We start from the raw sequence: 24,003 nt of genomic DNA on the forward strand, positions 1-24,003 counted from the left end.
ACTTAGCTGCCGTCACGCGGGGTGGATTAACCAACGTTAATCGGCGAGGTCTCGCGGGTATATTTGTTGTGGCGTCGCCGCAGCGTTGGAGCACTGCGCTGTTAACGACTGATGTAATCGTTTCGGATCCTATGTAAGGGATTTTGCCGGGAATTTGGCTGCAGGCAACTTTGCAGGACTGCTTGATCCTTCCCTCCTGCAAAAACGCAATCTTTGTCTTGCGGTTTTGCTGTGGTGTGCTGCGCAGTGCTGGAGCAGTAGCCAGATTGGATCACCATCCAAAGGGATCGTCAAAGGCCTCAGCCCCCGTGTTCGGGGCTGAGGCAACGGTCAAAAGACGTTAAAAGAACGCCTGCAATCCAGTCTGTGCCCGACCGAGGATCAGCGCGTGTACATCATGCGTACCCTCGTAGGTGTTAACGGTTTCAAGGTTCACCATGTGGCGAATGACCTGGAATTCCAGGCTGATACCGTTGCCGCCATGCATGTCACGAGCCATACGGGCGATGTCTAGTGCCTTACCGCAGTTGTTGCGCTTGACGATCGAGATCATTTCGGGCGCAGCATTTGCAGCGTCCATAAGGCGACCCACCTGCAAGGAGGCCTGCAAACCAAGCGCGATTTCGGTCTGCATGTTTGCCAGTTTCAGCTGGAACAGCTGGGTGTTGGCCAATGGCCGCCCGAACTGCGTGCGATCTAGGCCGTATTGGCGAGCCGCGTGCCAGCAGGCTTCAGCTGCGCCCATGGCGCCCCAGCTGATGCCGTAACGCGCGCGGTTCAGGCAGCCGAACGGGCCTTTCAAACCCTGCACATGCGGTAGCAGCGCGTCTTCGCCGACCTCGACGCCATCCATGACGATTTCGCCTGTGATCGAGGCACGCAGCGAGGCCTTGTTCTGGATCTTTGGTGCAGAAAGGCCTTTCATGCCTTTTTCAAGCACGAAACCGCGAATCTTGCCGCCGTGGTCTTCGGATTTGGCCCAGACCACAAAGACATCCGCGATCGGCGCGTTGGAGATCCACATTTTGGAGCCGGTCAGCTTGTAGCCAGTCGCGGTTTTCTCGGCGCGGGTTTTCATGCCCGCCGGGTCGGAGCCCGCATCGGGTTCGGTCAGGCCAAAACATCCAATCCATTCACCAGATGCCAATTTCGGCAAGTATTTCTTGCGCTGCTCTTCGCTGCCGTAGGCGTAGATCGGATACATCACCAGCGAGCTTTGCACTGACATCATCGAGCGATATCCGCTGTCCACGCGTTCAACCTCGCGGGCCACCAGACCGTAGGAGACGTAGCCTGCGCCAAGCCCGCCATACTCTTCGGGGATCGTCGTACCAAGCAGACCCATTTCTCCCATTTCGCGGAAGATCTCTGGATCAGTCTGTTCCTTTTCATAGGCCTCGGTTACCCGCGGCTGCAGTTTTTCCTGGGCATAGGCACCCGCCGAGGCTGCAATCATGCGCTCGTCTTCGCTCAACTGGTCTTCCAGCCGCAGTGGGTCTTCCCAGTTGAAGCCGCCAAGATCTGGCTTGTCCTTGGCCCGCAGTTTAGGTGCATCAGTCATCGTCTTGCCCCATAATTGTTTGAAATGGTGGATTTGGGCACACCCTAACGGGCGGTTAAGGAAAAAAACAGCGAGACTTTGGCAAGAAAGTATGAGTATAGATCATACATGAGCGCTCCCCGTCGATTTCTTCCCTCGATTTCATCCCTGCGCGCGCTCGAAGCGCTTGACCGGCTGGGCAGTGCCTCCGCTGCTGCCGCAGAGCTGTCTCTGACCCAGGGCGCGGTCAGTCGCCAGCTGCAGGCGCTGGAACGGCAGCTTGGGCTCGACCTCGTGGATCGGGCGCAGAAGAAACTATCGCTCACGCCGCAAGCGCATGATTATGCAGCAGAAATTCGCACATCGCTCAATCAGATCGCGCAGGCCACCCTGCGTCTGCAAACGGCACCTCTTTCGGGTACGCTGAACCTTGCCATCCTGCCGGCCTTTGGGATGCGGTGGCTGATGCCACGGCTGCCTGAGTTTGCGCGGCTTCACCCGGATGTTACCATCAACATGACGACCCGGCTTGAACCCTTCAGCTTTGCTTCGGAAGCCTTTGATGCAGCAATTCATTTTGGACAGGCAGAGTGGCCGGGAACCCAAGCTATGCTGTTGAAAAGCGAACAACTCGTGCCGGTCTGCGCGCCGGATCTTGTCGGCGCGCGCGGGCTGAAAGGACCAAAGGACATTCTGTCATTGCCGCTGTTGCATATTCAGACAAGGCCCGAGGCATGGTCCGACTGGTTCAAGGCGCATGGCGTAACGCCGCCGCCAACTGTGGGGGGCACGATGTATGATCAATTTTCAACAATAACCCAAGCTGCCCTACATGGGCTGGGCGTCGCATTGATGCCTGATTATCTGGTCGAGCAGGATGTGGCGACGGGACGGTTGATGGCGCTACACCCTGCCCCGACAGAAACCCGTGGCGCCTATTATCTTGTATGGCCCACCAGCAAAGCGCAGATGTCTGCGCTTGTGAAGTTCCGCGACTGGCTGGAAACCAAGGCGCAGCCAGAAGACCCCCTGCCGCGCTGAAAAAAGAGGGGTGCACCCTGTGCACCCCCTGTACATCCTCCGTACACCGGCCATGCGCCGCAGATCGCCTAGCCCAATGCGTAGCCTGCGCCGCGCACTGTCCGCACGGGATCGTCGCCACCGTGTTGGGTCAGCGCCTTGCGCAGCCGTCCGATATGAACATCCACGGTGCGGGTATCGACGTAGATGTCGCGGCCCCAGACCCGGTCCAGCAGTTGCTCCCGGCTCCAGACCCGGCCCGGTTTCTCCATGAACGTTGAGAGCAGGCGGAATTCGGTTGGCCCCAGCTTCAGCGGCTGATCGGAACGGCTCACTTTATGGGTTTCGGCATCCAGCACGATATCGTCGAACTCGAGCCGCATCCCCACGGTCGAGGGCCGCACGCGGCGCAGCTGGGTGCGCACGCGGGCCATCAGCTCGATCACCGAATAGGGTTTCACCACGTAATCATCGGCGCCGGTTTCAAGGCCGCGCACCTTGTCCACCTCTTCGGAGCGCGCCGACAGCATGATGATCGGAATGCCACGGGTTTCCGGGCGCGATTTCAGGCGGCGGCAGACCTCGATTCCGCTGAGGTTCGGCATCATCCAGTCCAGCACGATGATGTCAGGCGTGTCTTCTTCGACCAGAAGCAGAGCTTCCTCGCCATTTTCGGCGCGGATCACGCGAAAACCGTCAGCTTCAAGGTTGTAGGCCAGCACTTCGCGCTGCGCCAGTTCGTCTTCGACGACCAGAACGGTGGGCTGATCGGCTGCCATGATCAGACCTCCTGCGGGGTAGTGGAGGTGGTGTCAGCCTTGGGCCGGTCCTCTTCCGGGCGGCTGCCCGTGACCAGGTAGATCAACTCTTCACAGATCGAGGTCACGTGGTCGCCCATGCGTTCGATGTTCTTGGCGATGAAATGCAAGTGCATGCAGGGGGTGATGTTGCGTGGATCTTCCATCATGTGGGTCAGGAATTCACGGAACAGCGCATTGTACATCTGGTCAACGTCGCTATCTCGGGTAATGACGTCCCCGGCCAGTTCAACATCACGCTGGATATATGCATCGAGTGCATCTTTCAGCATCAATTCTACCTCGCGGGCCATACGGCGCAGAGCGGCGGCGCTTTCGGTGGTATCATGGCCCTGGATCAGAACACCGGTGCGTTTGGCGATGTTCTTGGCATAGTCTCCGATGCGCTCAAGATTGCCTGCGATTTTCATAACAGACAGGACCACGCGCAAGTCCACAGCCGCAGGGGCGCGGATCGCAATTACCCGTGCGGCTTCCTCGTTGATGAGTTCCTCAAGACCGTCGATGGCCTTGTCATCGGCGCGTACCTTTTGCGCCAGTTCTTCATCGCGCGTTTCAAGGGCGCGTGCGGCTTCCATGATCGCAGCCTCGACGAGGCCGCCCATCTTCATGATCCGGGCCTGAATCGTTTCAAGATCCCGGTCGAATGCGGATGCAATATGTTGCTCTTCCATGTCTGTGTCCTTGGGGTAAGGGGGATCAGCCGATCCGGCCGGTAATATAGCTTTCGGTCCGGGGGTCTTCTGGGTTGGTGAAGATCTGGCCGGTGTTGCCAAACTCAACCAGGTTGCCAAGATGGAAGAAGGCAGTCTTCTGGCTGACACGGGCGGCCTGTTGCATCGAGTGGGTGACGATCACCACCGAATAGCTGGCGCGCAGCTCATCGATCAGCTCTTCGACCTGAGCTGTCGCAATCGGGTCCAGCGCCGAACAAGGTTCGTCCATTAACAGGACTTCAGGTTCGGTGGCAACGGCGCGGGCAATACAAAGGCGCTGTTGCTGGCCGCCAGAGAGACCGGTCCCGGGGGCATGGAGGCGATCTTTGACCTCATCCCAGATGGCGCCACGGCGCAAGGATTTCTCAACAATCTCATCCAGCTCGGCCTTGTTGCGGGCAAGGCCGTGGATACGCGGCCCATAGGCGACGTTGTCGTAGATCGATTTGGGGAAGGGATTCGGCTTTTGGAACACCATACCCACCTTTGCGCGCAGCTGCACGGGGTCGACGCGCTTGTCGTAGATGTCTTCACCATCCAAGAGGATGGTGCCGGTAACGCGGCAAATATCAATCGTGTCATTCATGCGGTTCAGGCAGCGCAGAAAGGTCGACTTACCGCAGCCTGACGGGCCGATGAAGGCAGTGACGGTCTTGTCCTCGATCTCGACGTTGACGTCCTTGATCGCATGGGAATCGCCGTAATAGACATTGACGTCTTTTGCCGAGATTTTGGTCGTATTGGTCACAGTCTTATCCAATGTGCTCATGTCGTTCATGTCGATGCCCCTTACCAGCGGCGTTCAAACCGGCGACGCAGGATCACGGCCACCGTATTCATGGTTACAAGGAAAACCAAAAGGATAATGATCCCGCCCCATGCACGCTCGTAAAAGGCGGGATCGGCCCGTTTGGCCCATTCGTAGATCTGGGCGGGCATGGCCGAGTTGGGCGACAGCAGCCCATCTGCCAGGGTTTCCGGTGCGTTTGAGGCGATAAAGCCCACCATCCCGATCAAAAGCAGCGGGGCTGTTTCTCCAAGTGCCTGAGCCAGGCCGATGATGGTGCCGGTCAGGATGCCGGGTGCGGCCAGCGGCAGAACGTGGTGGAATACCGCCTGCATCTTCGACGCCCCGACCCCCAGGGCCGCATCGCGGATCGAGGGCGGCACCGCCTTCAGCGCGGCGCGGGTCGAGATGATGATGGTCGGCAGTGTCATGAGCGTCAGCACCAGACCGCCAACCAACGGCGCTGACATGGGCAGGTGCATGTAGTTGATAAACACCGCAAGGCCCAGAATACCAAATACAATGGACGGCACTGCAGCGAGGTTGGAGATGTTCACCTCGATAATGTCGGTGAGCCAGTTCTTCGGGGCAAATTCCTCAAGGTAGATTGAGGCGGCAACACCGATGGGCAGGGCCAGGGCCAGCACCACCAGCATCATGAACAAGGAGCCCATCATAGACACCCCGATCCCGGCTGCTTCGGGGCGTTGGTCCGAGGCGTCGGAGCCCATGATGAAATCGATATTGAAGGTTTTTTCGATCACACCGGCTGCGACAAGCGCATCCACCAGATCCAGCTGAGCAGGAGAAATGTTCTTGTCATTTTCGATGGTTTCGCGGCTCACGCGCCCTTTCAGGTATCCGTCAACACGGCTTTGAGCGAGGAAGCGGAATTCGACCGTTTCACCGATCTGATCCGGGTTTTCCAGCACATAGGCGCGCAGTTGAGCAACGGCGTTTTTCGAGAGCAGGCCAGCCATGTCTTTGGATTTGAGGCCGGTCTCAATCCCTAGGTCTTCAACCATGGTCTGCATGGCGCCCTTGACCAGCGGTGCATACCCGAAGGTCGTGACCTTCTTGATGTCCTCAAGGTTGCGATTGCCTTTCTTGTCGAGCTTGCTTTCCAAAAGCTCAACCTGCAGCGTGATAAAGGTCTGCTGGAACGCTCCGGTGCCGCGGCTCACGATGGTTGTGACAAGCACCAGCAGCATCATAAGGCCGACCATGATGGCGGCGATACCGTAGGCGCGAAAGCGCATTTCGGCAGCGTTGCGTTTGCGGGTGCGGGCGTTCTGCGTCAGAAGGGAGCCGCCTTTAGGCGTCTGTTCTGTGCGGCCCATGTTGCTGGGAGTTTGGCTGATATCGGTCATTAGTCGTACTGCTCCCGGTATTTGCGCACGATGTAGAGGGCGAGAACATTGAGCCCCAGCGTCAGAACGAAAAGGGTGAGGCCAAGGGCAAAGGCCACCAGCGTTTCGGGCGAGGCGAAGTCGGTATCGCCGGTCAACTGGCTGACAATGCGTGTGGTGATCGTTGTCATGCTTTCCAACGGGTTGAGCGAAAACTTGGCAATCGCCCCTGCCCCCATAACCACGATCATGGTCTCGCCAATGGCGCGTGATGCAGCCAGCAGGATGGCGCCGACGATGCCTGGCAGCGCGGCTGGAAGAACCACCTGACGAATTGTCTCCGACTTGGTGGCGCCAAGGCCCAAAGAACCGTCGCGCATGGCTTGTGGCACTGCGTTTATGATGTCGTCCGACAGCGAAGACACAAAGGGGATCAGCATGATGCCCATGACAACACCTGCGGTCAGAACCGAGGTCGCACCGCTCATCCAGTCAACGCCGAGGATACCGTTTTCGCCCTGGCCAAAGATCCGCACCAAAAGCGGTCCGACCGTAAGGAGCGCGAACAGGCCGTAGACGATGGTCGGAATGCCGGCAAGGATTTCCAGCAGCGGCTTTGCAAAGGCGCGCACCGCGGGACCGGCGTATTCTGAAAGGTAGATCGCTGCAAAAAGCCCGATCGGAACCGCGACAATCAGGGCGATGATCGAGATGTAAAGCGTGCCCCACAAGAGCGGCAGGATCGAAAGGTCACTGTCACCGCGGAAGTTCGGAGCCCAAGTGCCGCCAAAGAAGAAGTCGGTCCAGGAATGCAGGCCGAAAAAGTTGCGGGTCTCGAACAGCATAGACAAGACAATGCCGACCGTTGTGAGGATCGCAAGAGATGCAGCGGTGATCAGCAGCGCCATAATGGCCCGCTCAACAACGTTGCGCGCGCGAAAGTCCTTTTGGGACTTCCGGTAGGACAGCGCAAGCCCGCCAATGGCGACCAGCAAAACAGACACAACCATTGCCCATTGCCCGCGATGCGACAAGGTCCGATAGCTGCGCGCGGCGTCCAGGACCTCGGGCCGGACCTCAGCACCCAGCGCAACGCCCACGTCGCCGAGAAGTGTGCGCAGGTCGGTTTCCTGGATGTCCATGGACCGGATGTCACGATTGCTGAGTACGCCTTGCTCAACCGCAATGTCCAAACCTTCCGAAACACGGCGGACATCGCTCATCACCAGACTGCGGGATGTGCTTTCCGGCACCGCCTCGGGTGGGATCATGGCCGAGACCCGACTTTCAATCAGCATGGGCTGGGCCAGCAGCCAGACCACGAGAAGGCCCAAAGCCGGAATCAGCACGCTCAGGCCTACATGGTATCCATAGTAGCCAGGCAGGGAGTGCAACGCCTTGGCGTCTCCGCCTGCGGAGGCCAGTGCGCGCCTGCGACCCAGGACATATCCGGCAGCCGCAAGGACGCCCAAAAGAATGACAAGCCAGAAAGTTGGCATCGATTGCTCCGTTTATGGCGGATCTTGAAGGTTCGGTCAGGGAGACTGAAAAGGCCGGAGGATCACTCCCCCGGCCAAATCACATTCGGCGTGGGGGCTTAGGAGTTGCCGCCCATCACGTCTTCGTTTGCAACCGCTTCCTGAGTGTCGGCCAGCTCAGGGTCGGACACCAGGCCGTATTCGGCCAGCGGGCCATCGGGGCCTGCAACTTCGTCGGCGATGAAGAATTCAGCGTATTCCTTCAGGCCGGGGATCACACCGATGTGCGCTTTCTTCACGTAGAAGTACAGCGGACGCGACACCGGGTATTCGCCGGTTGCGATGCTTTCGGTGGAGGGAACGATACCGGACATGGTTGCGACCTGCAGCTTGTCGGTGTTGTTCTCGTAGAAGGCCAGACCAAAGACGCCGATACCGTCCTTGTTGCTCTCGATGCGAGCCAGGGTCTCGGTGTAGTCACCGTCGATGTCCACGGAGACACCATCGGTACGCAGGGAGATACAGGCTTTCTCGGCCGCTTTCTTGTCGCCGCCGTTGGCTTCTTTCAGCACGTCGAAGGCACCGGTGGCTTCACAGCCGGCCAGGATCACTTTGTCTTCAAAGACTTCGCGGGTGCCGTGCTTGGTGCCGGGGATGAAGGCCTGGATGGCCTGTGCCGGGAAGGCGGGGTTCACGTCGGCCCAGGTCTTGTTCGGGTTGGCGACCATCTTTCCGTCGACCAGAACTTCGTTGGACAGGGCCAGGAACCAGTCGGTCGGGGTGAACTCGAAACCGTTGCCGTTGATGTCGGAGGCAAAGACAATACCATCATAACCGATGCGCACTTCGATGATGTCGGTGACACCAGCTTCGGCGCAGGCCTTGATCTCTTTTTCCTTGATTTTGCGCGATGCGTTGGCAACGTCGATGGTGTTCTCGCCAACGCCTTCGCAGAAACGCTTGAGGCCGGCCGAGGAGCCACCGGATTCGACAACCGGTGTCGGGAAGTCGAAGTTCTCGCCAAAGGCTTCGGCAACGATCGAAGCATAGGGCAGCACGGTCGAGGAGCCGGCAACCTGCACCTGATCACGTGCGGCGGCAGCGGTGGCCGAAACGGCAGCGATTGCCAGGGCGGAAGCGGAAAGTTTCACAAAGGACATCTAGGTCTCCATGAGGTTTAGAAGGTTCACGATCACCCCCACGATGATCTTGGGCCTTCTGCTAATGGCGTCTGATGTGGCTTTTGTGACAGGTATGTAACAGCTATATGACAATGCGGGAAATGGCGGCGGTTTTGTAACAAAAACCTTTATCCCCAGATGGCGCGACGTTTGGCGTTAAACCGGATCTCAAGGATGTGGCAGCGAGAGTTTCTCTTTTATTGCGGCAGGATAACCGTAAAGGTGGCCCCTGCGCCCAGATCGCTCTCTACCCGAAGCCGACCGCGGTGCCGATTGATGATATGTTTTACAATTGCCAGCCCCAGACCGGTTCCGCCCAGCTCTCGGGATCGGTGGCTGTCGGCGCGATAGAATCGCTCGGTCAGGCGCGGCAGATGCACGGGATCGATTCCGGGTCCATTGTCGATGACCTGAACCCGTACGGCCGGAGCCCGCAACGCGGGGTCCCGTTCCATCGGGGTCAGCACGACGCTAACCTCCTTGCCACCGTATTTGATCGCGTTCTCGATCAGGTTGGTGAAGACCTGTTGGAGCTGATCGGCATCACCGGTGACAAATACCGGCTCCTGCGGCGCTTGCAGGTCCAGCGTGACATGGCCGCTCTCGGCCAGAGGTTGCATGGACTTCAGGGTCGATTGCAGGTGAGCCGTCAGATCCACTTTTTCCTTCGGTCGCATGCGCTCTTCGCTTTCGACACGGTTCAGGGACAAAAGATCGCCGACCAGACGATTCATCCGGTTGGCCTCCCCTTCCATTATGGTCAAAAACCGGTCCCGCGCCGCTGGATCGTCCCGTGCAGCGCCGCGCAGGGTTTCGATGAAGCCCATGAGCGCCGTCAGCGGCGTGCGCAGCTCATGGCTTACGTTCGCAACGAAGTCCCGTCGCATCTGGCCGGCCTGTTCGCGTTCGGTGATGTCCGTAAAACACAAAAGGACGGCACCGCCATTGACGGCGCCGATCCCTGGCACGTAGCGCAGGCTCACTTCAAATGTGGTATCCTGCGCGCCATCATTAGACAGATGCCGCGCAGACCGTGCCGCCTTGTCTCGCAAGGAGGCCTCGATCGCGCTTGTTACATTGGGCTGGCGCAGGATGGTCGCGAAATGCCTTCCCTTCAGCTGCTGGCCCAACAGGGTGGAGCCCGCCGCATTGGCGCCGATGAAGCGTTCGGTCTGGTCCACCAGCACCGCAGGCAGCGGGATGGCTTCCAGAAACCCTTCGATCAGCTCTTGCGTCATGGCACTCTCCGATAGCGGTTCAGCCCCTCTACCTTCCCAATGTAACGGTTTTGCTAAGCTCCGCGCGCAGCTTCGACCGCCGCAGTGAAGACGGCGAGCAAAGCGTCAGGCTCTTCAAGGCCGACCGAGACCCGGAAGAATCCCTCGCTCAGGCCCAGGCCTGCACGCTCGTCCGCTGTCAGCGCCCGGTGCGAGGAGGACGCCGGATGCGACAGGGTGGTGCCCACATCCCCAAGCGTCGGAGCAAAGCTCAATCCGTCCGCCGCGCGGGTAAAGGCATTGGCCGCCGCGCGCCCGCCCTCCAGTTCGAAGGAGACCATGTTGCACCCCTGCCCCTTGAGCAGATCCATGGCGCGGGCGTGGTCGGGATGGTCCTTGCGGGTCGGGTAGATCACGCGTTTGACCCCTGGCAGCCCCGCCAGGTGATCGGCCAGCGCCGCTGCCGTGGCCTGGCTGCGTTCGAACCGCAGTTCAAACGACAGCATGCCGCGTTCCGCCAGCCAGCAATCAAACGGGCTGGGCGTCATGCCGGTGGTGACCGAAAAGACCCGCATCCGGTCATTGAGCGCCGGATCGCGCGCCACAACGTAGCCTAGCATCACGTCTGAATGGCCCGCCAGCAACTTCGTGATGGAGTGGATGACAATATCTGCGCCATGGTCGAAGGGCTTGAACCCGCGCGGCGTGGTGAAGGTATTATCCACCACCAGCAATATGCCCTTTTCCTTGCAAAGGGCGGCCAGGCCGTCGATATCGGCGACTGCCAGCGTCGGGTTCGACACGGCCTCGACCAGAATCATCTTGGTCTCAGGCCGGATCGCGGCGCGCACGGCCTCCACATCGGACGGGTCGGCCAGCGAGGTTTCAATGCCAAGGCGCGGCAGGTCTTCCTTCATCAGCCGCAAAGAGCGGCCATAAAGCTGGTTGCCGCCGATCACGTGATCGCCTGCCTTGGTCAGCCCCATCAGAACGGCAGAGACTGCCGCCATGCCGGATCCGGTGACAACGCCGCCAGCCATGCCTTCCATTGCATCGAGCCGCTTGGCCACCACATCCGCATTCGGATGCCCTTCGCGGGAATAGGTGTAACCGTGAACGCGGCCCTCGTATTGGTCATCCAGCGCATCGGGCGTCTCGCTGGCATAAACCACCGAGGGGCTAAGCGGCGTCACCACCGGGCGGCTTGCACTGTGAGGAAGCGGATCAGGCCGCATCAGCGAGCCTTTGGAATTTCTCATTTAGTCTACCTTCTTCATTTCATCGCGAAAGCGGCGCATGTTCTCCTGGTAATGCAGGGCGCTCCACTTCAGCTTTTCGATCGTGGCGGCATCCACCTCACGAACGACCTTGCCCGGCGCCCCCATCACGAGCGAGTCGTCCGGGATTTCCTTGTTTTCGGTGATCAGGGCACCGGCGCCGATCAGGCAGTTCTTGCCGATTTTCGCCCCGTTCAGAACGGTGGCCCCCATCCCGATCAGGGAGTTTTCGCCAATCGTACAGCCATGCAGCATCACCTTGTGACCGATGGTGCAATTCTTGCCGATGCTCAACGGGAACCCAGCGTCAATATGCATGACGACGTTCTCTTGCACGTTCGACCCTTCGCCGATGCGGATCTCTTCGTGATCGGCGCGGATGGTACAGCCGAACCAGACCGAGGATCCCGCCTCCATGACCACCTTGCCGATGAGGTTCGCATCGGGCGCAACCCATGTGTCGTCGTGAATGTCGGGGCGGTCGGAACCAAGAGCATAAAGGGTCATTTCATTTCCTCGAATTCTGCTTGCAGGCTGCGGACGTGTTCCATCAAATGCGGTTGCTGGATACGGCGCAGACGGGTCGCGGTGATAATGGTGCGCAGCGCCTGTTCGGTCCCGTCCAGATCGTCGTTGATCAGCACGTGATCATAGCTGCCCCAGTGGCTGATTTCGTCCCAGCTCTTCTCCATCCGGCGTTTGATCGTGGCTTCATCGTCCTGAGCGCGGCTTTCTAGGCGGCGTCGCAATTCGGTGATCGAGGGTGGTAGCAGGAAAATCGACAGAGTGTGCTGACCAAGGTCGGAGTTGCGGATCTGCTGGGCACCCTGCCAGTCGATGTCGAACAACACATCCTGGCCATGGTTGATGGCGTCACGCACCGGACCTTTGGGAGAGCCGTAAAAATTGCCGAAAACATGCGCATGTTCCAGCATCTCGCCTTCTGCGACTGCAGATTTGAAGGCATCCACCGTGCTGAAGTGGTAGTCCTGCCCGTCCACCTCGCCGGGGCGTGGGGCGCGGGTGGTTGCGGAGACGGAAAAGCGGATGCTGTCGTCCCAGGCGCGCAACCGCTTTGCCAGGGTGGATTTGCCCGCGCCGGACGGCGAAGACAGAATTATCAAGAGGCCACGGCGATCCGCCATTTGCTGCTCTCCCTTGTTGGAATGTTTTGATGTCTTTCTAGGGCGAACCGCAACCCGGGTGCAATGAACGAGAGGCCGTTCACGTCATTCAACGTTCTGAACCTGCTCGCGCATCTGATCTATCACGGTCTTCAGCTCAAGCCCAACTTTGGTCAGTTCGCTGCTTTGGGACTTGGAGCAGAGCGTATTGGCCTCCCGATTGAATTCCTGCATTAGGAAGTCCAGCTTGCGGCCGATGGGGCCGCCAAGTTGCAGGAGTTCCCGGGCCGCATCGACATGCGCTGCAAGCCTGTCGATCTCTTCTGTGACATCGGATTTCACCGCGATCAGGGCCAGTTCCTGAGCCAGCCGATCCGGATCTACGCCGTCAGAGTTCTGCAGAACCCGCTCAAGATTGGCGCGCAGTGTTTCCGCCATACGCGGTTTGCGCTCCTCTGCAAGGGCGGCTGCTGCCGTCCCGAGTTGTTCAATTTCCCCAATCTGACGGCTCATAACCTTAAACAACTGCGCACCTTCGGTTCTGCGCATCTGCGCCAGGCTGGCCAAAAGTGTTAAGAATTCGTCTTTCAGTGTGGCCACCAAAGGGGCCGGATCATCTTGTGACGTGGCATGTTCCAGCACGCCACGCAGGGCCAAAAGGTCAGCGGCCGATGCGGGTTTGAGATCCACGCCCATGTCCTGTGCGGCGGCCTCGGTCTGTCTTAGCGCATCAAGAACGGAGGACAGCACGACTGAGTTGACGCTAAGAGGGGCGGCCCCCTCTTCTGCCCGGCTCATCCTGAGTGTTACAGATACATTGCCGCGGGAAAGTTCCTTGGAAAGTGCCGTGCGAACAAAGGCTTCCAGACCTTCGAGCCAATCGGGGATGCGCAGGCGCACATCAAGCCCCTTGGAATTCACCGAGCGGATTTCCCAGCTCCAGCTGTGTGCGCCCTGCCCGCCTTGGCCGGATGCGAAACCTGTCATGCTGTTTACGCTCATACGCTTTGCCTCTGTTACTGCTGTCATGGCAAGATGCCCACCAGGGGCGTAGTACGGGCAAAGGATAGCAGGCAACCCCATTCGTATAGGTCAGCTATTCTATCCCGTTAACCATTGCTTGAACAAATAGTCACAATTTGAATTACATTGTGCCATATTAACGGAGAAGTAAGGATTTTGTTGGACATTGTTAAGCAGTCTTAAGAATGCTTGAACGTCCACCGCAACCAACCGACATCGCGTCGGTACAAGCAAGGGACAAGGACATGTTTTTCGGCGGTCGCAAGAGCTCTGGACACGGCAAGGGTCACGATAAGGTGGTTCCGATGAACAATTTCCGCAGCCGCACCTCGGTGACGGCGTTGCGTCAGGCAGAAGCCTACTGGACAGCCCTGCGTCGCGGGGACGATATCCCGAGCCGGTCGCAAATTGACCCGCGGGGTCTGGAAAACATCCTGTCCCAAACCTTCATTCTTGAGCGCGTGGCACCGGGGATTGCCCGTTTCCGCCTGGCCGGTCAAAAAGTGAACGACATGGCCGGTATGGAAGTGCGTGGAATGCCGATCACAGCGTTCTTCACACCAGATGCCCGCAAGCAACTGAGCGCATCTCTGGAGCACATGTTCGACGCACCGGCGATCATCGAACTGGAGCTGAATATTGAAGCAACGCGCCTGCACGGTGAACGCGAAGCCCGCATGCTGCTTTTGCCGCTGCGCAGCGATCTTGGTGACGTGAGCCGGGCACTGGGTGTCTTCGTATCCGAAGGCAACCCGACGGGCGTGTCGCAAAGGTTCTCGATCTCGTCGATCGAGATGCGGACGGTATCTCAGCCCAGCGAGGAAGGCACTTTCAAGGCCAAGCCGCGCGAAGAAAAGGAAGACATCAATACTCCCAATCCGGGTTTTGCGAGCACCGAAGCACGGTTTGCGCCGGAAAAGTCGATCCTCGACGAGGCGCGCTCCATTGCTGATCGCTCAACACTTGGATTGGGAGCACAGTCCGAAAAGGTTGCACAGCCAACTGCGAAGGGCGCAGCCAAGAAGCGCGGCTCCCACTTGCGCTTGGTTGTGAGCCGGGACTGATCGAACACCCCGGAGCGATCCGGTAGAGATTCTGGTCGTAGGTCATAGCACCAGAAATGCGCCCCGCGGAAGAATTCCCGGGGCGTTTCCTTTTTATAGCGTGTGCGTGGCTTGAGCTTGGGTTTGCATGGCACAAAAGCGCCCTCGTCGCCCCCCCAAAAAAAACCGCTCCTTGGGGAGCGGTTTTGTCAGTTCAGATTTTCAGCCCATCAGGCGTTAGCTGGCTTCGGCCCGCGTTGCATTCGCAGACCGTTCTTCGCGCAGGCTCGACAGTTCTTTCGCCACCAGGAAGGCCAGTTCCAGAGACTGGCTGGCGTTGAGGCGTGGATCACAGGCGGTATGGTAACGGTCACTCAGGTTCTCGTCCGTCACTGCGCGGACACCGCCGGTGCATTCGGTCACGTCCTGGCCTGTCATCTCGAAATGCACACCGCCCGGGATCGTGCCTTCATCGGTGTGCACGGCGAAAAAGTCGCGGACCTCGCGCAGAACGCTGTCGAATGGGCGCGTTTTATAGCCCGAGGTTGATTTGATGGTGTTGCCATGCATAGGGTCACAGACCCAAGTGACATTGGCGCCCTCTTCTTTAACGGCCTTGACCAGCCGCGGCAGATGTTCCTGCGCCTTGCCCGCCCCGAAGCGTGCGATGAGCGTCAGACGACCCTCTTCGTTTTCCGGGTTCAGCTTTGACATCAACACCTTGAGATCATCGGCCGTTGTCGTTGGTCCGCACTTGAGGCCAATTGGGTTCAGTACGCCACGGCAGAACTCCACGTGGGCCCCATCCGGCTGGCGGGTGCGGTCGCCAATCCAGATCATGTGACCGGAGCCAGCCAGCCATTTGCCAGAGGTCGAATCAAGGCGGGTCAACGCTTCTTCATACTCCAGAAGCAGACCTTCGTGGCTGGTGTAGAATTCGACAGACTGCAGAGTGTGGGCTGTATCGTTGTTGACACCGGCCGCCTTCATGAAATCGAGCGTATCGGTGATGCGGTTGGCCATCTCGCGGTAAGCTTCGGCCTTCTCGCTTTCGGTAAAGCCCAGTGTCCAGGAGTGAACCTGGTTCACATCTGCGTAACCCCCGGTCGAAAAGGCGCGCAAGAGGTTCAGCGTCGCTGCCGCCTGGGTGTAGGCCTGCAACATCCGAGCGGGGTCAGGAATGCGACCTGCTTCGGTGAAGGCCAGATCGTTGATGATATCGCCACGGTAGCTGGGAAGTTCCACACCATTGACGGTTTCCGTGGGTGCACTGCGTGGTTTTGCGAATTGCCCCGCCATCCGGCCAACTTTGACCACCGGAACCTTGGCGCCATAGGTCAGTACCATCGCCATCTGGAGCATCACCTTGAAGGTATCACGGATCGCATCCGCGCTGAACTGATCAAAGCTTTCGGCGCAATCTCCGCCTTGCAGCAGGAAGGCCTCGCCACGTCCGGCGGCGGCCAGATGCTGTTTCAGGCGGCGAGCCTCTCCGGCAAAGACCAGGGGCGGATATTTGGAAAGCTGCGCCTCGACGGCCGAAAGAGCCGCCGCGTCGGTATAGTCGGGCATCTGAACCCGCGGTTTCTGGCGCCAGGTCGATTTTTGCCACTCACTCATCGCTTGTCTCCGCTCAAGAGGTCTTTTGGTAGTACGGAGGTAACCTATACAAAACCAGGCTTGCGCTGACCAGTTCAGAATTTGAATGACTTGACCCAGATGCCATCCTGTGAGCACGGTCTCAAACAGCCAGAACGAGCCCGACTCTCTGCGCATGTTTCCATTCTCGTCAGGGAGCCTGCCGCCATGCAAATCCGACGCAAGCGTGTTGAACTCGAACAATCCCCCGGCCCGACCAAACGGTTTGTTTTTGTTTTGCTCGAGAAATTTTCAATGCTCTCCTTTGCTTCGGCGGTGGAGTGTTTGCGGATCGCAAACCGGATGAGTGGGCGCTCCTTGTACTCCTGGGTCGTGCATGGCGAAGGCGGTGAGACGGTAACCTGTTCTGCGGGCACGACGTTTCAACTTGATGGAGATCTGATGGATCTGCAAAGAGACGATACGATTCTGCTGTGCGGGGGGCTGGACGTGCAGGACGTGACCTCGAAGAAGCTGCTGGCGTGGCTGCGCCGCGAAGCACGCAAGGGCGCGATGGTGGGAGGGCTGTGTACCGGCTCCTATGCTCTGGCAAAGGCAGGGCTTCTGGATGGAAAACGGGCCACGATTCACTGGGAGAATGCGGACAGTTTTGCCGAAGAGTTCGAGGAAGTTGAGCTGACAAAATCGGTCTTTGTGGTCGATGGCAACCGGCTTTCGACTGCCGGGGGTACCTCTTCTATCGACATGATTCTGAAACTTATCGCCAATGATCATGGCGAGGAGCTGGCCAATGCGGTAGCAGATCAGTTGATCTACTCGTCGATCCGCACGGACCAGGACACGCAGCGCCTTTCGATTCCGACACGAATCGGCGTGCGGCACCCGAAGCTTTCCATGGTGATCCAGATGATGGAAGCCAACATCGAGGAGCCGATCAGCCCGTCGATTCTGGCGCAGGATGTGGGCATGTCCACCCGCCAGCTTGAACGCCTGTTCCGTCGCTATCTCAATCGTAGCCCGAAGCGGTACTACATGGAGTTGCGGCTGCAAAAGGCGCGGAACTTGCTGATGCAAACCGATATGAGCGTGATCAACGTTGCCCTTGCCTGCGGGTTCGCGTCGCCCTCGCATTTTTCCAAATGCTACCGCGCCCATTACGACACCACCCCATACCGCGAACGCGGTAGCAAATCGGTCCGTGTGCCGCCGACCTAAGTCGCGGGCGGCCTTATCTGCCCTTCGAGACGCGGAACAGAGCTCCTTCGGTTTCGGACAGGAACCAGATTGAGCCGTCTGAAGCTTCCTGTAGATCACGAATGCGGCCTGTTACCTCGTTGCTCAAGCGTTCCACTTCACGCACCGGCGCAGCTGACAGCCGGGATATCATGTCGAACTTCAATGAGGCTACAAAGAGGTCTCCGCGCCAGGCGCGCCACATCTTGCCGGAGTAGACAATCATGCCTGAGGGCGCGATTGATGGGTCCCAGTACCATTCGGGCTGCGCCATTCCGGCCTTGGCCGTGCCTTCGCCGATCTTGGCGCCGGAATAGTGGCGCCCATAGGATATGACCGGCCAGCCATAGTTGGTGGCTTTACGGATCAGGTTGATTTCATCCCCACCGCGCGCGCCGTGCTCAGCGACCAGAATCCGGCCGCGCCCGTCCTCAGCCATCCCTTGCGGATTGCGATGCCCGAACGACCAGATCTCTGGCTTCGCTCCGGGCGTGGATGCAAAGGGATTGTCGCTGGGAAGTGTTCCATCCCTGTTGATGCGCAAAACCTTACCTTGATGAGAGGATAGATCCTGAGCGCTGGGCCGGTCGCCGCGGTCCCCGACCGTAATCAGCAGGGTGCCATCTGTGGCCTCAACCACACGGGAGCCGAAATGCCGCCCGCCGGTTCCACCTTCTGCTGCCTCGAACAGGATCTTGACCTCGGTCAGCCTGTCGCCTGACGGGTTCAGCACCCCGCGGGCCAAGGCGGTATTGGCTCCGCGCCCCTGCTTTTTCGAGAACGTCAAAAAGATCTCGCGGCTCTGATCAAAATCGCGCGGGACCATGACATCCATCAGCCCGCCCTGCCCCCGTGCAACGACAGGGGGCGTGCCGACAATCTGGGTGCGCCGCCCGTCCTTCAGATGGTATAACTCGCCCTCTCGTTCCGTAACCAGAACACCGCCATCGGGCAAAAAGGCAAACGCCCAGGGTATATCGAACCCCTCGGCCATCTGGTTGACGATCAGTCTTCCCTGACTGCTCTCAAGCCCGGTTTCCTCAGCGGCCCGCACCTCAAAGGAGAGCACAAGTCCCAAGAAGAGAGCCAAACAGTTTATTCGCATTGCCATCTTCCCCTTTCTAGAAGAACACTGTAAACGCACGCCGCAATCGGGCCAGATCGACAAAAACGCGCCCGGTTTCGGAGGAGGACGACCCAGTCTGCATTGCGCGAAACGATATCCAAATGGACTTCCCTTTTCGCAAGAGCTTGCCTAGGGTCCAATGTGAACTGAAATGTTCCAACACGGGAGTTAAACAATGAAAAAATTGATGATGGCCACTGCGGCCGCAGCATTGACAGCGGGCACTGCATTTGCCGGAGGTCACGCCAAGGAAGTCAAGCTTGGGGTCCTCCTGGGCTTCACCGGTCCGATTGAATCGCTGACCGCTGCCATGGGTTCCGGCGCAGAGATGGCGATGGAAGAAGTGACCGCATCCGGGAAGCTGCTGGACGGCGCTTCGGTAACCTCGATCCGTGCCGACACTGGCTGCATCGACAACGGTCTGGCGGTTGCCAACGGTGAAAAGCTGATCGCAGATGGCGTGAACGGCATCGTGGGTGGCGACTGCTCCGGCGTGACTGGCGCAATCCTGCAGAACGTCGCGATTCCGAATGGCATGGTGATGATCTCTCCCTCGGCCACCTCGCCGGGCCTGACCACCATGGAAGACAACGATCTGTTCTTCCGCACCTCGCCGTCGGACGCCCGTGAAGGCGAAGTCATGGCTGACATCCTGATGGAGCGCGGCGTCAAGTCCATCGCGCTGACCTACACCAACAACGACTACGGCAAGGGTCTGGCTGATGCCATCAAGACCTCTTTCGAAAAGGTCGGCGGTGAAGTGACCATCGTTGCCGCGCATGAAGACGGCAAGGGCGACTACTCTGCCGAGGTGGCCTCGCTGGCCTCCGCGGGCGGCGACATTCTGGTGGTCGCAGGTTATCTTGATCAGGGTGGTCTCGGTATCATCCAGTCAGCCCTCGACAGCGGCGCCTACGACACCTTCGGCCTGCCCGGCGGTATGATCGGTGACAGCCTGCCCAAGAACGTTGGTTCCGACCTCGATGGCTCCTTCGGCCAGATCGCAGGCTCCGACTCCAAGGGTGCTGAAGTCTTTGCAGAGCTCGCCAAGGCCAAAGGTTTCGATGGCACTTCGGCCTATGCGCCTGAATCCTACGACGCGGCAGCCCTGTTCCTGCTGGCCATGCAGGCTGCAGGTTCGATGGACCCGGCCGAATACGGCTCCAAGATCATGGAAGTCGCCAACGCACCCGGTGAGCCGATCAATCCCGGTGAACTTGGCAAGGCGCTGGAAATCCTCGCTGCCGGCGGCGACATTGACTATCAGGGCGCAACCGGCGTCGAGCTGATCGGCCCCGGTGAGAGCGCAGGCTCCTACCGTGAGATCGAAGTCAAGGACGGCGCGAACGCCACTGTGAAGTTCCGCTAATCCTGAACCGGATACCATGAACGAAAGATCAGCCCGGCATTGCCCGGGCTGTTCCAAATTTAAAGACTGCAAAACAAGCAGTTGGGGGATGAAATGACATGATCGTCGTCGAGGACTTGCACAAGCACTTCGGCGGGTTCCATGCGGTTGATGGCGCGTCGCTTGAAATCGCAAAGGGCTCCATAACCGGTTTGATCGGGCCAAATGGCGCGGGAAAAACCACTCTTTTCAACGTGATTGCGGGCGTTCTTGAACCTACCTCCGGGCGGGTCACCATGGATGGTGAGGATATCACCGGCCTGCCGCCCCATGAATTGTTCCACAAGGGATTGCTGCGCACCTTCCAGATCGCGCATGAGTTTTCCTCGATGACCTGCCGCGAGAACCTGATGATGGTTCCGGGCAACCAGTCGGGTGAGAGCCTGTGGAACACCTGGTTCGGCCGCAAACGCATCGCAGATGAGGAACGCGCCCTTCGTGCCAAGGCCGACGAGGTGCTGGAGTTCCTGACCATCAGCCATATCGCGGATCTGAAGGCGGGCGAAGTCTCGGGCGGGCAGAAGAAGCTGCTGGAACTGGGCCGCACCATGATGGTGGATGCCAAGATCGTCTTCCTCGACGAGGTTGGCGCCGGCGTGAACCGCACCCTGCTTTACACCATCGCCGATGCGATCAAGCGCCTGAACGAAGAGCGCGGCTATACCTTTGTCGTCATCGAACACGACATGGAGTTCATTGGCCGCCTCTGCGATCCGGTGATCTGCATGGCCGAGGGCAAGAAACTGGCCGAAGGCACCCTGGACGAGATCAAGGCCAACGAACAGGTGATCGAAGCCTACCTGGGCACCGGCCTGAAAAACAAAGACAAAATAGGGGCAGACGCATGAGCGGCAACCCGTATCAGGACGATCGCGGCAACAAGGACGCCACGATCACCAACCCCCATGGCGCGGGCACAATGCAGCCCGCCCACCGCAAAAGCGGCCCCACCACAAAGGTCGAGGGCGACAGCCCCTTCCTGATCGGCGATTGCATGACCGGCGGCTATGGCAAGGGGCCGGACATCCTGCATGACTGCACCATCGCCGTGAACCCCGGCGAGATTGCCGTGATCGTCGGCCCCAATGGCGCCGGCAAATCCACCGCGATGAAGGCGGTCTTTGGCATGTTGAACGTGCGTTCTGGCTCGGTACGTCTGGATGGTGAGGATATCACCCAGCTCACCCCGCAGGACCGCGTGGTCAAGGGGATGGGGTTTGTACCGCAGACCAGCAACATTTTCACCTCGATGACGGTGGAGGAAAACCTGGAAATGGGCGCCTTCATCCGCACCGATGATTTCTCGGGCACGATGGAGCAGGTCTATCATCTCTTCCCGATCCTGAAGGAAAAGCGCAACCAGCCTGCCGGGGAGCTGTCGGGCGGTCAGCGTCAGCAGGTGGCCGTGGGCCGCGCGCTGATGACCCAGCCCAAGGTCCTGATGCTGGATGAGCCCACAGCGGGCGTCTCTCCCATCGTCATGGACGAGCTGTTCGACCGCATCATCGAGGTCGCCCGCACGGGGCTGCCGATCCTGATGGTGGAACAGAACGCCAAACAAGCCCTTGAGATCGCGGACAAAGGTTATGTCCTGGTCCAGGGCCGCAACGCCTATACGGGCACCGGTCAGGAGCTACTGGCCGACCCCGAAGTGCGCAAATCCTTCCTGGGGGGCTGAGGTATGGAACTCCTGAACGCCCTTGTGGCCTTTACCAACTTCGTTGGCGTGCCCGCCATCGCCTATGGCAGCCAGCTTGCCATCGGCGCGCTGGGGGTGACGCTGGTTTACTCCGTGCTGCGGTTCTCGAACTTTGCCCATGGCGATACCATGGCCTTCGGGACCATGGTGACGATCCTTTTCACCTGGTGGTTCCAGTCCATGGGCATCAGTTTTGGCCCTCTGCCGACCGCCCTTCTGGCCCTGCCGCTTGGCATTGCGGTGACGATGCTTTTGGTGCTGATCACCGACCGCACCGTCTATAGCTTTTATCGTGAGCAAAAGGCGAAGCCGGTGGTGTTCGTCATGGTCTCGCTTGGCGTGATGTTCATGATGAACGGCCTTGTCCGCTTCATCATCGGCCCCGGCGATCAGCGTTTCTCTGACGGTGAACGCTTCATCATCAAGGCGCGCGCCTTCAAGAAGATGACCGGTCTGGATGAAGGGCTGGCGATCAAGACCAGCCAGGGCATCACCGTGGTGACGGCCATTGTCGTGGTGGCGCTTTTGTTCTGGTTCCTGAACAAGACCCGCACCGGCAAGTCCATGCGCGCCTATTCCGATAACGAGGATCTGGCGCTTCTGTCCGGTATCAACCCGGAACGGGTGGTGATGTACACCTGGCTGATCGTCGCGACGCTGGCGACCATTGCCGGGGTTCTTTATGGGCTTGATAAGTCCTTCAAACCCTTTACCTATTTCCAGCTGCTCTTGCCGATCTTTGCCTCGGCCATCGTGGGTGGCCTTGGCAGCCCGATCGGGGCCATCGCGGGCGGGTTCATCATCGCCTTTTCCGAAGTCATGATCACCTACGCCTGGAAAAAGGTGGCGACCTATGTGCTGCCGGAAAGCATGGCACCTGACGGATTGGTCCAGCTTCTGAGCACGGATTACAAATTCGCGGTCTCCTTCGCGATCCTGATCATCGTCCTGTTGTTCAAACCCACGGGCATCTTCAAAGGAAAATCGGTATGAGCGATACAGTGAAACACTCCCTGCTGTTCGCCTTTGTCGGGCTCCTGATCCTGCTGGAGGGTTCAACGACATTCGGCGGCATCTTCTCGGGTTCCTGGAACTCGGCGCTGGTGATCCTCAATATGGGGCTGATCTCGGCCATCATGGCGCTGGGGGTGAACCTGCAATGGGGCTTTGCCGGGCTGTTCAATGTCGGCATCATGGGCTTTACCGCCCTTGGCGGCCTTGCGGTGGTGCTGGTCTCCACCAACCCGACGCCGGGCGCCTTTGCCGCTGGCGGCATGGGCATCCTGATGGCGCTGGTGATGGGCGCGCTGACGGTTGTGGGCGCGGTTGCCATCTACAAGTTCATGAAGCCCGGTCTTGCGCGCACGTTGGTGCTGCTGGCGGTGCTGATCGTGGGGTTCTTCGTCTATCGCGCCATCTTTGACCCCTCGGTTGAGGCGGTCGAGGCGATCAACCCCGCGCTCGAAGGCAACCTTGGCGGCCTTGGCCTGCCGGTTCTGCTGGCCTGGCCCGCAGGCGGTCTGCTGGCCGCAGGTGCGGCCTGGCTGATCGGCAAGACGGCGCTGGGTCTGCGCTCGGACTACCTCGCGATTGCCACCCTCGGGATTGCGGAGATCATCATCTCGATCCTGAAAAACGAGGACTGGCTGTCGCGCGGTGTGAAGAACGTGGTCGGCCTGCCCCGCCCGGTGCCTTACGAGGTGGATCTGCAAAACGATCCCTCCTTCGTGGAGCGCGCGGCGAGTTTCGGCCTTGATCCGGTCGAAGGCTCCACGATCTTTGTGAAGCTGGGTTATTCCATCCTGTTCACCGTGGTGTTGCTGGCGCTCTTGTGGATGGCGCAGATGGCCCTGCGCAGTCCCTGGGGCCGCATGATGCGCGCCATTCGCGACAATGAGGTCGCCGCCGAAGCCATGGGCAAGGACGTGACCCGCCGCCATTTGCAGATCTTCGTTCTGGGCTCGGCGATCTGCGGTCTGGCCGGTGCGATGATGACCACGCTGGACAGCCAGCTTACGCCGGGCACCTATAACCCGTTGCGGTTTACCTTCCTGATCTGGGTGATGGTGATCGTGGGCGGATCCGGCAACAACTTTGGTGCGGTGCTGGGCGGGATGCTGATCTGGTTCTTCTGGATCAAGGTTGAACCCATGGGGATCGAGCTGATCAAGCTGCTGACGACCTTTATGGCCGATGACAACTGGCTGAAAGGCCACCTGATCGAGAACGCATCGCACATGCGGCTCTTCACGATGGGGTTGATCCTGCTTTTGGTGTTGAGGTTCAGCCCAAGGGGCCTGATACCTGAGAAGTAAGCCACAAAAGAAACGCCGCCCCAAGATCCGGGGCGGCGTTTTTCTTTGCA

Annotated in this window: 22 protein-coding genes; 8 read left to right on the forward strand and 14 right to left on the reverse strand. The window is 59.2% G+C overall.

What is annotated here, in order from left to right:
- Positions 1–340: 340 nt before the first annotated feature.
- Entirely contained in the window at positions 341–1,561 is a 1,221-nt protein-coding gene (locus INS80_RS15935) for an acyl-CoA dehydrogenase (protein ID WP_192966569.1), read from the reverse strand.
- 108 nt (positions 1,562–1,669) lie between these two features.
- On the opposite strand from INS80_RS15935, the gene INS80_RS15940 reads away from it, so the two are divergent.
- Positions 1,670–2,581 (forward strand): LysR substrate-binding domain-containing protein, encoded by a 912-nt coding sequence (locus INS80_RS15940; protein WP_192966570.1) that lies wholly within the window; start codon positions 1,670–1,672, stop codon positions 2,579–2,581.
- Between the two features lie 68 nt (positions 2,582–2,649).
- Here INS80_RS15940 and phoB read toward each other — a convergent pair whose 3' ends face one another.
- The 11 genes from phoB to INS80_RS15995 form a co-directional block, all read right to left on the reverse strand.
- Positions 2,650–3,339, reverse strand: a complete 690-nt coding sequence (gene phoB / locus INS80_RS15945) for a phosphate regulon transcriptional regulator PhoB (protein WP_192966571.1) — start codon at positions 3,337–3,339, stop codon at positions 2,650–2,652.
- Positions 3,340–3,341: 2 nt separating this feature from the next.
- Entirely contained in the window at positions 3,342–4,052 is a 711-nt protein-coding gene (gene phoU / locus INS80_RS15950; RefSeq protein WP_192966572.1) for a phosphate signaling complex protein PhoU, read from the reverse strand.
- A gap of 25 nt (positions 4,053–4,077) precedes the next feature.
- Positions 4,078–4,872: a phosphate ABC transporter ATP-binding protein PstB gene (gene pstB, locus INS80_RS15955; protein ID WP_192966573.1), complete on the reverse strand. Its 795-nt coding sequence runs from the start codon at positions 4,870–4,872 to the stop codon at positions 4,078–4,080.
- Positions 4,873–4,883: 11 nt separating this feature from the next.
- Entirely contained in the window at positions 4,884–6,251 is a 1,368-nt protein-coding gene (gene pstA / locus INS80_RS15960; protein WP_192966574.1) for a phosphate ABC transporter permease PstA, read from the reverse strand.
- On the reverse strand, positions 6,251–7,729 hold the full coding sequence (pstC, locus tag INS80_RS15965) for a phosphate ABC transporter permease subunit PstC (protein WP_192966575.1): 1,479 nt from the start codon (positions 7,727–7,729) through the stop codon (positions 6,251–6,253). The genes pstA and pstC overlap by 1 nt, the downstream gene beginning before the upstream one ends.
- A 98-nt stretch (positions 7,730–7,827) precedes the next feature.
- Entirely contained in the window at positions 7,828–8,868 is a 1,041-nt protein-coding gene (locus INS80_RS15970; protein WP_192966576.1) for a substrate-binding domain-containing protein, read from the reverse strand.
- Between the two features lie 218 nt (positions 8,869–9,086).
- Positions 9,087–10,127, reverse strand: a complete 1,041-nt coding sequence (locus tag INS80_RS15975) for an ATP-binding protein (protein ID WP_192966577.1) — start codon at positions 10,125–10,127, stop codon at positions 9,087–9,089.
- A gap of 53 nt (positions 10,128–10,180) precedes the next feature.
- A complete protein-coding gene (locus INS80_RS15980) occupies positions 10,181–11,365 on the reverse strand; it encodes a trans-sulfuration enzyme family protein (protein WP_192966578.1) in 1,185 nt (394 codons plus the stop codon).
- A complete protein-coding gene (locus INS80_RS15985; RefSeq protein WP_192966579.1) occupies positions 11,366–11,890 on the reverse strand; it encodes a gamma carbonic anhydrase family protein in 525 nt (174 codons plus the stop codon). It lies immediately after the preceding gene.
- Complete coding sequence (gmk, locus tag INS80_RS15990; RefSeq protein ID WP_192966580.1) at positions 11,887–12,528, reverse strand: guanylate kinase; 642 nt, start codon at positions 12,526–12,528, stop codon at positions 11,887–11,889. Before gmk ends, INS80_RS15985 begins: the two co-directional genes overlap by 4 nt.
- Positions 12,529–12,612: 84 nt before the next feature.
- Positions 12,613–13,509: a YicC/YloC family endoribonuclease gene (locus tag INS80_RS15995; RefSeq protein ID WP_192966581.1), complete on the reverse strand. Its 897-nt coding sequence runs from the start codon at positions 13,507–13,509 to the stop codon at positions 12,613–12,615.
- Positions 13,510–13,775: 266 nt separating this feature from the next.
- On the opposite strand from INS80_RS15995, the gene INS80_RS16000 reads away from it, so the two are divergent.
- Entirely contained in the window at positions 13,776–14,594 is an 819-nt protein-coding gene (locus INS80_RS16000) for a PAS domain-containing protein (RefSeq protein WP_192966582.1), read from the forward strand.
- Between the two features lie 216 nt (positions 14,595–14,810).
- On the opposite strand, the gene INS80_RS16005 is transcribed toward INS80_RS16000, so the two are convergent.
- Positions 14,811–16,193 carry a class II 3-deoxy-7-phosphoheptulonate synthase gene (locus INS80_RS16005; protein ID WP_192966583.1) on the reverse strand — a complete coding sequence of 461 codons (1,383 nt, stop codon included), beginning with the start codon at positions 16,191–16,193 and terminating at the stop codon, positions 14,811–14,813.
- Positions 16,194–16,379: 186 nt separating this feature from the next.
- On the opposite strand from INS80_RS16005, the gene INS80_RS16010 reads away from it, so the two are divergent.
- Positions 16,380–17,387 carry a GlxA family transcriptional regulator gene (locus INS80_RS16010; RefSeq protein ID WP_192966584.1) on the forward strand — a complete coding sequence of 336 codons (1,008 nt, stop codon included), beginning with the start codon at positions 16,380–16,382 and terminating at the stop codon, positions 17,385–17,387.
- A 13-nt stretch (positions 17,388–17,400) separates the two neighbouring features.
- Here INS80_RS16010 and INS80_RS16015 read toward each other — a convergent pair whose 3' ends face one another.
- On the reverse strand, positions 17,401–18,516 hold the full coding sequence (locus tag INS80_RS16015) for a PQQ-dependent sugar dehydrogenase (protein ID WP_439650947.1): 1,116 nt from the start codon (positions 18,514–18,516) through the stop codon (positions 17,401–17,403).
- Between the two features lie 190 nt (positions 18,517–18,706).
- Here INS80_RS16015 and INS80_RS16020 point away from each other — a divergent pair, with 190 nt between their 5' ends.
- The 5 genes from INS80_RS16020 (at position 18,707) to INS80_RS16040 (ending at position 23,953) form a co-directional block, all read left to right on the forward strand.
- Positions 18,707–19,900, forward strand: coding sequence for an ABC transporter substrate-binding protein (locus INS80_RS16020; RefSeq protein WP_192966586.1), 1,194 nt, complete (start codon positions 18,707–18,709; stop codon positions 19,898–19,900).
- Between the two features lie 98 nt (positions 19,901–19,998).
- Complete coding sequence (locus tag INS80_RS16025; RefSeq protein ID WP_192966587.1) at positions 19,999–20,787, forward strand: ABC transporter ATP-binding protein; 789 nt, start codon at positions 19,999–20,001, stop codon at positions 20,785–20,787.
- Entirely contained in the window at positions 20,784–21,617 is an 834-nt protein-coding gene (locus tag INS80_RS16030; protein WP_192966588.1) for an ABC transporter ATP-binding protein, read from the forward strand. Before INS80_RS16025 ends, INS80_RS16030 begins: the two co-directional genes overlap by 4 nt.
- A 3-nt stretch (positions 21,618–21,620) precedes the next feature.
- Entirely contained in the window at positions 21,621–22,631 is a 1,011-nt protein-coding gene (locus INS80_RS16035; protein WP_192966589.1) for a branched-chain amino acid ABC transporter permease, read from the forward strand.
- Positions 22,628–23,953, forward strand: coding sequence for a branched-chain amino acid ABC transporter permease (locus tag INS80_RS16040; protein ID WP_192966590.1), 1,326 nt, complete (start codon positions 22,628–22,630; stop codon positions 23,951–23,953). The genes INS80_RS16035 and INS80_RS16040 overlap by 4 nt, the downstream gene beginning before the upstream one ends.
- The last annotated feature ends 50 nt before the right edge of the window (positions 23,954–24,003 follow it).

Source organism: Phycobacter azelaicus (genome assembly GCF_014884385.1).
GTDB lineage: Bacteria > Pseudomonadota > Alphaproteobacteria > Rhodobacterales > Rhodobacteraceae > Phycobacter > Phycobacter azelaicus.

What these genes read in the sequence shown, in the direction of transcription:
- INS80_RS15940 (WP_192966570.1), top strand. Translation starts at nt 1,670, where the DNA reads ATGAGCGCTCCCCGTCGATTTCTTCCCTCGATTTCATCCCTGCGCGCG.
- INS80_RS15935 (WP_192966569.1), bottom strand. Translation starts at nt 1,561, where the DNA reads ATGACTGATGCACCTAAACTGCGGGCCAAGGACAAGCCAGATCTTGGC.
- INS80_RS16000 (WP_192966582.1), top strand. Translation starts at nt 13,776, where the DNA reads ATGTTTTTCGGCGGTCGCAAGAGCTCTGGACACGGCAAGGGTCACGAT.
- INS80_RS16020 (WP_192966586.1), top strand. Translation starts at nt 18,707, where the DNA reads ATGAAAAAATTGATGATGGCCACTGCGGCCGCAGCATTGACAGCGGGC.
- INS80_RS15985 (WP_192966579.1), bottom strand. Translation starts at nt 11,890, where the DNA reads ATGACCCTTTATGCTCTTGGTTCCGACCGCCCCGACATTCACGACGAC.
- INS80_RS16015 (WP_439650947.1), bottom strand. Translation starts at nt 18,516, where the DNA reads ATGGCAATGCGAATAAACTGTTTGGCTCTCTTCTTGGGACTTGTGCTC.
- INS80_RS16040 (WP_192966590.1), top strand. Translation starts at nt 22,628, where the DNA reads ATGAGCGATACAGTGAAACACTCCCTGCTGTTCGCCTTTGTCGGGCTC.
- pstB (WP_192966573.1), bottom strand. Translation starts at nt 4,872, where the DNA reads ATGAACGACATGAGCACATTGGATAAGACTGTGACCAATACGACCAAA.
- pstA (WP_192966574.1), bottom strand. Translation starts at nt 6,251, where the DNA reads ATGACCGATATCAGCCAAACTCCCAGCAACATGGGCCGCACAGAACAG.
- gmk (WP_192966580.1), bottom strand. Translation starts at nt 12,528, where the DNA reads ATGGCGGATCGCCGTGGCCTCTTGATAATTCTGTCTTCGCCGTCCGGC.
- INS80_RS15980 (WP_192966578.1), bottom strand. Translation starts at nt 11,365, where the DNA reads ATGAGAAATTCCAAAGGCTCGCTGATGCGGCCTGATCCGCTTCCTCAC.
- phoB (WP_192966571.1), bottom strand. Translation starts at nt 3,339, where the DNA reads ATGGCAGCCGATCAGCCCACCGTTCTGGTCGTCGAAGACGAACTGGCG.
- INS80_RS16010 (WP_192966584.1), top strand. Translation starts at nt 16,380, where the DNA reads ATGCAAATCCGACGCAAGCGTGTTGAACTCGAACAATCCCCCGGCCCG.
- INS80_RS16030 (WP_192966588.1), top strand. Translation starts at nt 20,784, where the DNA reads ATGAGCGGCAACCCGTATCAGGACGATCGCGGCAACAAGGACGCCACG.
- INS80_RS15995 (WP_192966581.1), bottom strand. Translation starts at nt 13,509, where the DNA reads ATGAGCGTAAACAGCATGACAGGTTTCGCATCCGGCCAAGGCGGGCAG.
- pstC (WP_192966575.1), bottom strand. Translation starts at nt 7,729, where the DNA reads ATGCCAACTTTCTGGCTTGTCATTCTTTTGGGCGTCCTTGCGGCTGCC.
- INS80_RS16005 (WP_192966583.1), bottom strand. Translation starts at nt 16,193, where the DNA reads ATGAGTGAGTGGCAAAAATCGACCTGGCGCCAGAAACCGCGGGTTCAG.
- INS80_RS16025 (WP_192966587.1), top strand. Translation starts at nt 19,999, where the DNA reads ATGATCGTCGTCGAGGACTTGCACAAGCACTTCGGCGGGTTCCATGCG.
- phoU (WP_192966572.1), bottom strand. Translation starts at nt 4,052, where the DNA reads ATGGAAGAGCAACATATTGCATCCGCATTCGACCGGGATCTTGAAACG.
- INS80_RS16035 (WP_192966589.1), top strand. Translation starts at nt 21,621, where the DNA reads ATGGAACTCCTGAACGCCCTTGTGGCCTTTACCAACTTCGTTGGCGTG.
- INS80_RS15970 (WP_192966576.1), bottom strand. Translation starts at nt 8,868, where the DNA reads ATGTCCTTTGTGAAACTTTCCGCTTCCGCCCTGGCAATCGCTGCCGTT.
- INS80_RS15975 (WP_192966577.1), bottom strand. Translation starts at nt 10,127, where the DNA reads ATGACGCAAGAGCTGATCGAAGGGTTTCTGGAAGCCATCCCGCTGCCT.